Source organism: Mycobacterium sp. E3339 (assembly GCF_001666915.1).
Lineage (GTDB): Bacteria > Actinomycetota > Actinomycetes > Mycobacteriales > Mycobacteriaceae > Mycobacterium.
This window is the reverse complement of record NZ_LZIZ01000230.1, coordinates 1-10657: the sequence shown is the minus strand read 5'-3', so window position 1 is coordinate 10657 and position 10657 is coordinate 1. Positions and strand designations below refer to the sequence as shown.

Below are 10657 nucleotides of genomic sequence, written 5' to 3'. Positions count from 1 at the left end.
CTCTGCGACGTTCGGCAGGACCGGTTGGAGGCCGCGGCGGCAACCCTGGGAGAGCTCGGGGCGAACGCCACCGCGGTCAATTGCGACGTCACCGACCGGGGCGCGGTGACTGGCCTGCTCGACACCGCGAAGGGCCTCGGCAGGCTCGCCTCGGTCATCCACACCGCGGGGGTGAGCCCGAGCATGGGCCCCGCCGACTACGTCATGCGGACCAACGCGATCGGCACGCTCAACGTCAACGAGGCGTTCTACGCCGAGGCCGGCGAGGGCGCCGCGATCGTCAACGTGGCGTCGATGGCGGCCCACATCCTGCCCGCGGAAATGGTTCCGGTGGACCAGTTTCCGCTCGCGCTGAACGACGCCGGCGCCTTCCTGGACGCCCTGATGACGACGTGCAACATCGTGCCCGAGGAGGCGCGATCCGGCATCGCGTACGCGGTCAGCAAGAGCTTCGTCAAGTGGTACAGCCAGTCCCAGGCGGAAAGATTCAACGGCCGCGGGCTGCGCATCGTCTCGGTTTCGCCGGGCTCGATCGACACCGAGATGGGCAGGCTCGAAGAGCAGGCCGGCGCCGGCGCGATGGTGACCAACGCCGCGGTCCCGCGGTGGGGCAAGCCCGAGGAGATGGCCGAGCTGCTCGCGTTCTGCGCCAGCGAGAAGGCGGGCTACCTCACCGGCACCGACATCCTCAACGACGGCGGCGTCATCGCGTCGATGACCGAGCGGGCGCGGGTGGCCGCCGCCGGCTGAGCCCGTCGGGTCAGACCAGGTAGTACAGCTCCGGGTGCGGGGCGAGTTCGGGCGGGGTGGTGACGGGCGACTGAACATCGCTCTTGTTGTGCGCGTAGCGCACCGCTTTGAGCGTCGCCGAGAATTCCTCGTCCTCCTCGGGGAAGACCTGCTCGGCGGGGAACCAACCCTGGAACCCGACGTTGTGCAAAACGCCGAGGGTGTCCGGGCGCACGCCGGCCAACAGGATCGTCACCCCGCGCGCGGTCTCGTCGCGCAGGAAATGCTCGATGCGCTCGATGCAGACGACGTCGGGATGTCGCACCCGTTTGAGCCGCAACACCACGAACGTGAGGCCGTCGTCGGCGACCCGTCGGCCGATCTCGGAAAGGTAGCGGTCGAGTTCCGGTGCTGCACCGAAGAACAACTCGCCCTCCAGGTCGTAGATCACGATCGATGGATCAACCGGGTCGCCGGGGATGCGTTCCCGCACAACGCGTTCGGGCGTGACGACGAGCTCCCTGGCCTTCAGCTTCGCCGCGCGCGGCACGAACAGCAGAATCGAGAGGACCACACCGAGCAACACCGACTTGTCCAGATCGATCGCCACGCCGGTGAACGCGGTCACGATGACGAGCCCGGCGTCGTACTTCGACGCCTTGAGCGTGTAGACCAGGCGCCTGAAGTCGACCAGCCGGGCGGCGGTCACCAGCAGCAACCCGGCCAGCGCCGCCTGCGGGACGTACCGCAGCAACGGCGCGAACATCAGCAGCGCCGCGGCCACCGTTGCGGCCGAGACGATTCCGGAGAAGCGCGTGCGGGCGCCGGACTGGAAGTTGATCGCCGACCTCGACAGCGACCCCGAGCCCGGCAGGCTCTGAAAGAAGCCGCCGGCGAGGTTTGCCAGCCCTTCGGCCATGATCTGCCGGTTGTAGTCGATCTGCTGGTTGGTTTGATAGGCAATGGCTTTGGCGATCGACAGCGCCTCGATGATGCCGACGAAGGCGATGGCCAGCGCGCCGCTCGACAGGTGCGGCAGCCAGTCGGTGTGCACCTCGGGAACGTGCGCGGTGGGCAGGCTGCGCGGGATCTTGGCGGCCACCGCGACGGCGGTGTGCCCGTTCGAGCCCGGAACCGACCAGCCCGCGAGATAGGCGACCAGCCCGGTGAGGATCAGCACGGCGAGCATGTCGATCTGCGGCCATCGGTAGCGCTGCACCAACTTCCGCAGAACCACGGCCAGCACCACCGCCGCGGCGCTCAGCGTCAGGGCACGGTAGTTGATGTGGTCACCGTGCGCCAATGTCAGCCACACGCGGCGCAAAACCTGCATGTGGCCGTTGCCCTTGTCCCGCACGCCGAGCGCGTTGCCCAGCTGGCCGATGGCGAGCAGAAACGCCGCCGCCGCCATGAAGCCGATGATCACCGACTCGGAGATGTAGCGGGTCAGGTTGCCGAGCCTGAACAAGCTGATCACGATCTGGAACGCGCCGACCAGCACGGCCAACAGGAACAGTGCCTCGAACAGTTCGGTCGCGTTCTCGGAATCGATGAACGCCAGTGCCGTGAACACCAGCAGCGAGATCGCGCTTGTCGGACCGTTGATCAGATGCGACGAAGATCCGAAGACCGAGGCGACGATCGTCACGACGATCGCCGAATACACGCCGAACCGGGGATCCACCCCGGCGATCAGCGCGTACGCCATCGCCTGAGGAAACGAGATCGCGGCCACGGTGAGCCCGGCGATCACGTCATGCCGGCCCTTCACCAGGTCGTAGTTGAAACCGATGGCCACCGTGTGCTCGTCTTCGCTATGTTCCCGACACCGCGCCGGGCGGCGCGGAGATCGCGTCGAGGATTCCGTTGGTGCCGAAGAACTGTTCGCGCGCGTCGGCCCAGTCCTTGGCTATGGCACCGATCGGGAAAAGGGCCAGCGGAGGAAGCCGATCCGCGTGCCGGGCAAGGATTTCCGGCTTGAACGGTCGGTAGCCGTACTGGGCCGCCTGTTCTTGGCCCGCGTCGGTGAACAGGTAGTCGAGGTAGGCCTTCGCGTAGCCCGCCGTCTTCGCGTCCGCAAGATTGGCGTCCACCCACGCCACCGCGGGCTCGGCGAGAATGCTGACCGGTGGGTAGACGAGCTCGAGTTCGTCCTGGTTGGCCGCGACCTCACGCAGCGCCTCGTTCTCCCACGTCAGCTGCACGTCGCCGACCCTGGCCAGCGTGAAGCTGTCGCCGGCGCTGCGGGCGCCGGCGTCGGAAACCGCGACGTGCCGCAACAGCGTCCGCACGTAGTCGGCCGCCTGGGCCTGGCTGCCGCCGCGGGTGGTCACCGAGCCCCAGGCCGCCAGCACGCTGAGCTGACCGTTACCCGAGCTGCGCGGGTTTGGGGTCACCACGGACACGTCACCCTTGATCAGGTCGGGCCAGTCGCGCACGGCCTTGGGATTGCCCTTGCGGACGACGAAGACGATGGTCGACGTGTACGGCACCGAACGGTTCGGCAGCCGCCGCTGCCAGTCGGTCGCGACGAGCCCGCGCTTGCTCAGCGTGTCGATGTCGCTGATCAGCGCCAGCGACACCACGCTGGCTTTTTGGCTGCCGTCCAGCACGCTGCGCAGCTGCCGCCCCGACCCGCCGTGAGATTCCTTGATATCCAGCGTGATTCCGGTCTGCGCGCGATATTGCGCGACGAATGTCCGGTCGATGGCGGCATAGAGCTCGCGCGTGGGGTCGTAGGAAACGTTGAGGATCCGGTTGGCCCCTTGGGGGGAAACGTTCTTCACCGCGATCGCCCCGGCCGCGACCACGATGGCCACGACGCCGAGGACGGTGAGCCAGTTGACCCGCCACCGCGGGAGTCTCGGACGCGCGTCCAGCATCCAGGCGTCCTCCCGCGGCAATGGCCGTTCTTCTGGCACCAAACTTTTTAAGCATGTTAACGATCGGCCCGTCGGGGTGCAGCGGTGAGAATCAGGCTGAAAATAAGTACGCCCGTGGTCGGGGGCGTCAAAGCCGACCGCGGCCGTGGCCTCGCTACCTATGCTGAGCGGATGCCGCAACCGGTGCTGCGCGAACGCCTGATCGATCTGGAAGATCCCGACCGGGACGTGGCACGCGGCCGCGCGCTGCGCAAGACCGTGCCGCGGCGCACCCTCGCGCAACTGACTCCGTCCGACCGCTTGGCAACCGAAATCCTGGTGGCGCAAAACACCGGTCGCCTAGGAGATCTCGTGCCGCTGCGGTTCGCCCGAATGCTTGCAGATCCGTTCTCGTTCTATCGCGGGTCGGCGGCGGTCATGGCCGCCGACCTCGGCGCCAGCCCGTCGAGCGGGATCGAAGTGATGTGCTGCGGTGACGCCCACATATCGAACTTCGGCATGTATGCGGCGCCGCACCGCTCAATCGTGTTCGACCTGAACGACTTCGACGAGGCCGCCGTCGCGCCGGCCGAATGGGACGTCAAACGCCTGATCACCAGCGCGATCGTCGGCGGCCGCCACGCCGGCTACCGTGCCAGGGCCATCCGCCGCTGCGTCGAGCAGGCGCTGGTCGGCTACCAAACCAGCCTGCAGGCGATGCTGGCGATGAACGTGCTGGACCGCTACTACCTGCGGGTCGAACCAGAGCGGCACGCCGTGCAGGTGTCCAAGGGCCTGCTCGGAGTGATCCATCGAACGGCATCCCGGGCGCGCCGCCGGACATCGGTGCGAGTCTTCAAACAGCTCACCGAGATTGGCGCCGACGGCACACCGCGGCTACGGGAGGCCCCACCGGTGCTGCAGCACGTCGACGAGGACGTCGAAGCCGTGCTGATGGAATCCATTCAAGAATATCTGGCCACCGTCCCCGCCGACGTCGCGCTGCTGCTGTCGCACTTTCGCGTCACCGATATGGCGCTGCGGGTGGTCGGCGTGGGCAGCGTCGGCACGCGCTGCTACCTGGTCATCCTGGTGGGCCCCAACCGCACCCCGCTGATTCTGCAGATCAAGGAGGCGACCCGATCGGTGCTGGACGAATACGGCGGTTGGCGCCAGCCCGCCACCCTTGCGGCCGCCGTCGAGGCCAAGGGTCAGGGCGTCCGCGTCGTGGACGGCCAGCGAATGCTGCAGGCGATGTCGGACGTGTTCCTCGGCGCCACCCGCAAGGACGGCAGCGATTACTACGTCCGTCAGTTCCATGACATGAAGGGCACGGTGGAGACCGAGGGCATGGGCGCCGCAACCTTTCGCGATTACGTCACCGCCTGCGCGGTGCTGTTGGCGCGGGCGCATTCTCAAAGCGCGAACGCGTCGTTGCTGCGCGGATACGTCGGCACCAGCGCCACGGTGCACGACGCGGTGGCCGAGTGGTGCTACGCGTACGCCGACAAGTCGCTCGACGATTTCCACCAATTGCGGGCCGCGGCCGCGGCCGGCGACATCGAGGTGGCCGCGGGCGCCGCCCGGTAACCCGTCCGCCGACCCGGGTCGGTAATCAATCAATTGATAGTATTTGTGTCGCTGTGAGCGCCCGGCAGAAAGGCGGCACGAGGCGATGCGAAGCCGCGCGGCCATCCTCCACGACTACCGCAGCCCGTGGTCGGTCGAGGAGTTCGAACTGGATCCGCCCAAGGCCGGCGAGGTCCTGGTGCGGCTGGCCGCCGCCGGCCTCTGCCACTCCGACGAACACATCCGCCAGGGCCGCCTCGCCGCGCCCCCGGAGACGTTGCGCGCCATGGGATTACCGGCCATGTCTCCGACGATCGGCGGCCACGAGGGATCCGGGGTGGTCGTCGACGTCGGGCCCGGCGTCGACGAGTTCACGCCGGGCGATCACGTCGTCACGTCGTTCGTAGCGGTCTGCGGCCGGTGCCGATGGTGCGCCTCTGGGATGGAGTACCTGTGCGACACCGGGTCGGGGACGCTCGCGCCGGGCATGCCGACCGACGGCACCTTCCGCCATCACACGCGCGACGGGCGGAACCTCGGCCACGTGTCCAAAATCGGCGCCTTTGCCGAACACACTGTGGTGGCGGCGAATTCACTGGTGAAGATCGATCCGAGCTTTCCGCTGGTGCCCGCCGCGCTGTTGGCCTGCGCGGTTCCCACCGGGTATGGCTCGGCGGCGCGGCGCGCCGGGGTGCGCGGCGGTGACACGGTGGTGGTGATCGGCACCGGCGGAATCGGCACCGCGGCCGTGCAGGGCGCCCGCATCAGCGGCGCGGCCCGCATCGTCGCGGTGGACGTAAGCGACTTCAAGCGCACCTCGGCCGTCCGGTTCGGGGCGACCCACACGGCCACGACCGCGGCCGACGCGCTCGAGCTGGTGCGGGACCTGACCCGGGGCGTGCTGGCGGACGCGGTCGTGGTCTCCCCCGCCATGATCGGCGAGACCGACGTCGGGGCGGCGCTGGCGCTGACCCGCAAGGGCGGCACCTGCGTGCTGACCGGGCTCCCGGCGCCGGCCACGCACTCGATCGCCGTCGCGCTGCAGGACTTCATCCTGATGAACAAGACGTTGTGCGGCACGGTGTTCGGATCGTGCAACCCCAGGAGCGACATCGCGCTGCTGGCAACGCTGTACGAGTCGGGTCAGCTACTCCTCGACGAGATGATCACCAGACGCTACCGGCTCGACGACATCAACGACGCCTACGCCGACCTGGCTGCCGGCCGCCTGATCCGCGGAGTCATCGACTTCGGCCTTGCCTAGCAGCCAGTCCCGCGGCCGCAGCCGCCAGGTCCGCCGCGCATACTCCAGCTCGGTGTACGGCCACTGGGTGACGATGCGCCCGCTGGGCGACCGGAAGTAGCTGTCGCACTGGGTCCAGATGGTGCGTTCGAGGTCCGCGGAAAGGCTGTCGTTGTAGCGCTTTTCGGCTTCGGGGCGCACGTCCACGTGGCCGCCCTTGCGCGCAACCCTGCTGACCGCGCTGGCGACGAGCCGCGCGCCGGCCTCGAGGATGTAGACGATCGAGTTGCCGCCCTGGTTGGTGTTGGGGCCATAGAGCATGAAGAAATTCGGGAAGCCGCTCACCGCGACGCCCAGGTACGCGCTCGGGTCGTCGCCCCACCGCTCGTGCAGCCGCCGTCCGCCCGCCCCGATCACGTCGATGCCCGACAGGTAGCGCGACGTCTCGAACCCCGTCGCCAGCACGATCACGTCGGCGTGCACCGCGCGGCCCGCCGTGGTGAGCACCGATGACTCGCCGATCCGCTCGATCGGGTCGGTGATCAGCTCGACGTTGTCCTGCTGCAGCGCGCGGTAGAACTCGTCGCCCAGCAACACCCGCTTGCACCGGAACGGGTAGTCCGGCGTCAACGCGCGGCGCAGCCGCTCGTCGGCAACGGTGCGCTCCAAGAACGACGTGGCGACCTGGGTGCGCGCGGTGACGACGGGGTCGTCGGCGAAGGTCGCCGTGTTGTCGTGCTGGAACTTCCAGATTTGCCACCTGGTGCGGCGCACGGCAAGGGGATCGCGGCGGAACGTTGCCAATTCTGTTGCGCTGTAGGGCCGATCGTCCTTGGGCACCATCCACGGCGGCGTCCGCTGGAAGACGCTCACGCGATCGGCGATCTTGGCCAGTTCTGGAACCGCCTGGACCCCGCTCGCACCCGTGCCGATGACCGCCACCTTCTTGCCCGCCAGGTCGACATGGTGATCCCACCGCGCGGTGTGCATCAGCGCACCGGTGAAGTCGGTGAGGCCCGCGATGTCGGGAAGCCTGGGCGCACCGAACAATCCGACGGCGCACACGACGACGTCCGCGGTCAGGCTGGCGCTGCCGCCCGCGCGGTCCAGCCGACACTCCCAGGCCCCGCCGGTCCAGCACAGCGAGCGCACCCGGGTGCCGAGCATCAGATGCCGGCGCAGGTCGAAATCGTCCGCCACCGATTCGAGGTAGGCCAGGATTTCGGGTTGCCGGGCGTAGGTGCGGCTCCAGGATGCGTTGGGCGCGAACGAGAACGAGTAGAGATGGCTCTGGATGTCGCACGCCGCGCCGGGATAAGTGTTGCGCCGCCAGGTGCCGCCGACGCCGTCGTCGCTCTCGATGATCACCAGATCGTCGATGCCGGCCCGGCGTAGCGCGACGGCGGCGCCGAGGCCACCGAAGCCGGCGCCGATGATGGCCACCCTGGGCGGCCGCCGGCGCCGGGTCGCGGCCCGCAGGCGGCCGACGCCATAGCGCCAGCGGGCCCGGCGGCTGGTCACGGCCCGGCCCCGCGAATCAGATAGCCGTCCAGATCACCGCGTGCCCGCCAGGCGCGCAGCATGTCGGCGTACTCGGTCGGCGCGCCGAAGAAGAAGCTGCCCTGCCGAGTCTTGTTGTCCGCCTTACCCTCCCGGTTGTAATAGCCGGGGGTGCACGTCTGGGACCGCTCGGCGCTGGCGGTCGAGCGGGCGACGACGGTGTCCACCCAGGCGGCCTCGGCGGCGGGTGCGGCCTCCACTTCGGTGACGCCATGCTCGAGTGCCCAGGCGATGATCCACGCGGCGTGGGTGGCCTGCACGTCCAGCAGGTAGGGGAAGTTCACCGTCAGGCCCGCCTGGGCGATGCTCTCGATGAAGCAATTCGGGAAGTTCGTGGTACACAGGCCCTGAAAGGTGCGCACCCCGTCGGACCAGTGATCGGTCGTCAACGACACCCCGCCGCGGCCGATGAGCTCGAACCCGGTGCGGCGGCAGTAGTCGGTGCCCACCTCGAAACCCGTTGCAAAGATCAGGCAGTCGAGCTCGTAGGGCACGCCGTCGACGACGGCGCCGAACTCGGTGATGCGCTGCACCCCGCGACCGCGGGTGTCGACCAGGGTCACGTTGTCGCGGTTAAACGTCTGCAGGTACTCGTCGTGGAAGCAGGGCCGTTTGCAGAAGTACCCGTACCAGGGTTTGAGCGCCTCCGCGGTGTCCCGGTCGGTGACGATCTCGTCGACCCGCGCCCGGATCTCCTCCATCTTGGCGAAGTCCGCGATCTCGATGTCGCGTCCGCGTTGTGCCGGGTCCACGACGCCGTCCCCGTCATGCCGCATCACCGGAAGCTTGCGCGTGATGCTCGTCCAGGCGTCGGCGACGAGGTCCTCCTCCGCCTGGCCGCCGGCGGTGAGGATCTGGAAGTTCTCGATGCGTTGGCGCTGCCAGCCCGGCCGTAATGTGCTGGCCCACTGCGCATCCGTGGCGCGGTTGGCCCGCACGTCCACCGACGACGGCGTGCGCTGGAAGACGTAGAGGCGCCGCGCCGCCCTGGCAAGGTGGGGGACGCACTGGATCGCCGTTGCGCCCGTGCCGATGATGCCGACGCGCTTGTCGGCGAGATGTTCCAGATTCGCCCCGGTGTAGGCGTAGTCCCACCGGCTGGTGTGGAAGGCGTGCCCGCGGAACGCGCCGATGCCCTCGATGCCGGGCAGCTTGGGCTTGGCCTGGTAACCGTTGGCCATCGACACGAACCTCGCCCGCATCTGATCGCCGCGGTTGGTGCGGATGATCCAGCGCGATTGCTGCGCGTCCCAACGTATCTCGCGCACATCGGTCTGCAGGCACGCGTCGCGGTAAAGGCCGTAGCGCCGGGCGATACGCTGGCAATGCGCAAAGATCTCGGGCCCCTTGGCGTACTTCTCGCTGGGGACGTAGCCGAGCTCTTCCAACAATGGCATGTACACATAGGACTCGACGTCGCAGGCGATACCCGGGTAGCGGTTCCAGTACCACGTGCCACCCACGTCGGCCGCCCTGTCGATCAGGCGCACGCTCTCGACGCCGAGCTGGCGCAGCCGCACCCCGGTCAACAGCCCGCCGAAGCCGGCGCCGATGATCGCCACGTCGACGTCGTCGGTCAGCGGCTCGCGGGCGAATTGCCCGTCGGCCCAGGGGTCGTCGGCGAAGTGGGCGAACGCGCCCGCGATCTCCACATACTGCGCGATGCCATCCGGGCGCAGTCGCCGCGCGCGTTCTTCGGCGTACTTGCGCCGCAGCGCGTCCACGTCGAACGGCACGCCAACGGTCTCAGTCACGACCCGATCCTCTCGTGGGCCCGACTATATAATCAATCGCTTGATCATATCAAGGCCGGCTTCGACCGACCCGGCTGAACAACGTTCCCCTGATCATCTTCTTGGCCGAGTCCAGCGCGGCGTGGTAGTCCCCGGGCGGCGACGTGGCGGCCAGCTCGACCAGCCCATAGATGAGCGCGTAGACCGCCTCGACCACGCTGTCCCGATCGCAGTGGTCCGGGAGCTCGCCGCCTCGGACGGCTTCGTCGATGACGCCCTCGATGATTTCGCGGAACGCCTGGAATCCCGCGCCGGCCTCGAGGTGCGGATGCAGCGCCCCGGTGCCCTGCGCGCGGATCACCCACTCGAAGGCGGCGAGGTCGGGATACTCGCGCATCAACCGGCCCGATTCGTCGAGCACCGCCTCGATGCGGTCGACGGCGTCGCCGGATCGCGCCGCGGCCGCCCGCAGCCGTGGCAGCGCGACGTCGGTTCGCGCCGCGATCGCGGCCTTGATCAGTTCGGCCTTGTTGGGAAAGTAGTTGTAGAGGCTGGCGCTGGTGACGTTCGCGGTGCGGGCGATCTCACGGATAGTGGCGCGGGAGTAGCCCATCTCGGCCACGCACCGCATCGCCGCGGCGATGACGCGCGCGCGGGTCTGCTCGCCATCGGCGCCCACCGGGCGCCCCAGCTGTGACGGCAGAACGCTCATTTGCCTCCGCGAACCCCGGGCTAATCGATCAGTCGATTATATTCGATGCTGTCGGGCTTCGAGGCCCGGCGGACAGGACACGCGAGTGGGCGGAGCACGGTGACGCGGGCGCAGCGGGGACGCCCGGTGGGCGCCAGCGGCGAGGACACCCGCCAGCGAATCATCGTGGCCACCATGCGTTGTGTGGCCACGGCGGGCTACTCCCGCGCCACTATCCGTGAGATCGCCCGCACCGCGAACGTCACCAGCG

Annotated in this window: 9 protein-coding genes; 4 read left to right on the top strand and 5 right to left on the bottom strand. The window is 68.5% G+C overall.

Annotation, left to right across the window (positions count from 1 at the left end; genetic code table 11):
- Positions 1-750: SDR family oxidoreductase (locus A5702_RS22145; protein WP_068223773.1), on the top strand; the 750-nt coding region annotated here is incomplete at its 5' end.
- A gap of 10 nt (positions 751-760) precedes the next feature.
- Here A5702_RS22145 and A5702_RS22140 read toward each other — a convergent pair.
- Together A5702_RS22140 and A5702_RS22135 are read right to left on the bottom strand one after the other, a co-directional pair.
- Positions 761-2527, bottom strand: a complete 1767-nt coding sequence (locus tag A5702_RS22140; RefSeq protein ID WP_067823299.1) for a SulP family inorganic anion transporter — start codon at positions 2525-2527, stop codon at positions 761-763.
- A gap of 16 nt (positions 2528-2543) precedes the next feature.
- Positions 2544-3611, bottom strand: coding sequence for a sulfate ABC transporter substrate-binding protein (locus A5702_RS22135; protein WP_068223772.1), 1068 nt, complete (start codon positions 3609-3611; stop codon positions 2544-2546).
- Positions 3612-3782: 171 nt separating this feature from the next.
- Between A5702_RS22135 and A5702_RS22130 the strand changes: the two genes are divergently transcribed.
- Together A5702_RS22130 and A5702_RS25980 are read left to right on the top strand one after the other, a co-directional pair.
- The gene (locus A5702_RS22130) at positions 3783-5180 is read left to right on the top strand and encodes a DUF2252 domain-containing protein (protein WP_068223770.1); all 1398 of its coding nucleotides are present in this window, start codon (positions 3783-3785) and stop codon (positions 5178-5180) included.
- 85 nt (positions 5181-5265) lie between these two features.
- Complete coding sequence (locus A5702_RS25980; RefSeq protein WP_082956157.1) at positions 5266-6423, top strand: Zn-dependent alcohol dehydrogenase; 1158 nt, start codon at positions 5266-5268, stop codon at positions 6421-6423.
- Here A5702_RS25980 and A5702_RS22120 read toward each other — a convergent pair.
- Genes A5702_RS22120 through A5702_RS22110 form a run of 3 tightly spaced genes read right to left on the bottom strand, consistent with a single transcriptional unit; the run spans position 6307 to position 10407 of the window.
- Positions 6307-7923 (bottom strand): NAD(P)/FAD-dependent oxidoreductase, encoded by a 1617-nt coding sequence (locus A5702_RS22120; RefSeq protein ID WP_068223765.1) that lies wholly within the window; start codon positions 7921-7923, stop codon positions 6307-6309. The two genes, A5702_RS25980 and A5702_RS22120, sit on opposite strands and share 117 nt — an antisense overlap.
- The gene (locus A5702_RS22115; protein WP_068223762.1) at positions 7920-9716 is read right to left on the bottom strand and encodes an NAD(P)/FAD-dependent oxidoreductase; all 1797 of its coding nucleotides are present in this window, start codon (positions 9714-9716) and stop codon (positions 7920-7922) included. The genes A5702_RS22120 and A5702_RS22115 overlap by 4 nt, the downstream gene beginning before the upstream one ends.
- 49 nt (positions 9717-9765) lie before the next feature.
- On the bottom strand, positions 9766-10407 hold the full coding sequence (locus A5702_RS22110) for a TetR/AcrR family transcriptional regulator (protein ID WP_068223760.1): 642 nt from the start codon (positions 10405-10407) through the stop codon (positions 9766-9768).
- Positions 10408-10506: 99 nt separating this feature from the next.
- Between A5702_RS22110 and A5702_RS22105 the strand changes: the two genes are divergently transcribed.
- The coding region (locus A5702_RS22105; RefSeq protein WP_156669712.1) for a TetR family transcriptional regulator at positions 10507-10657 on the top strand (151 nt) is incomplete at its 3' end.

Coding starts and splice junctions, on each gene's coding strand:
- A5702_RS22135 (WP_068223772.1), bottom strand. CDS start 3,611: ATGCTGGACGCGCGTCCGAGACTCCCGCGGTGGCGGGTCAACTGGCTC.
- A5702_RS22130 (WP_068223770.1), top strand. CDS start 3,783: ATGCCGCAACCGGTGCTGCGCGAACGCCTGATCGATCTGGAAGATCCC.
- A5702_RS25980 (WP_082956157.1), top strand. CDS start 5,266: ATGCGAAGCCGCGCGGCCATCCTCCACGACTACCGCAGCCCGTGGTCG.
- A5702_RS22110 (WP_068223760.1), bottom strand. CDS start 10,407: ATGAGCGTTCTGCCGTCACAGCTGGGGCGCCCGGTGGGCGCCGATGGC.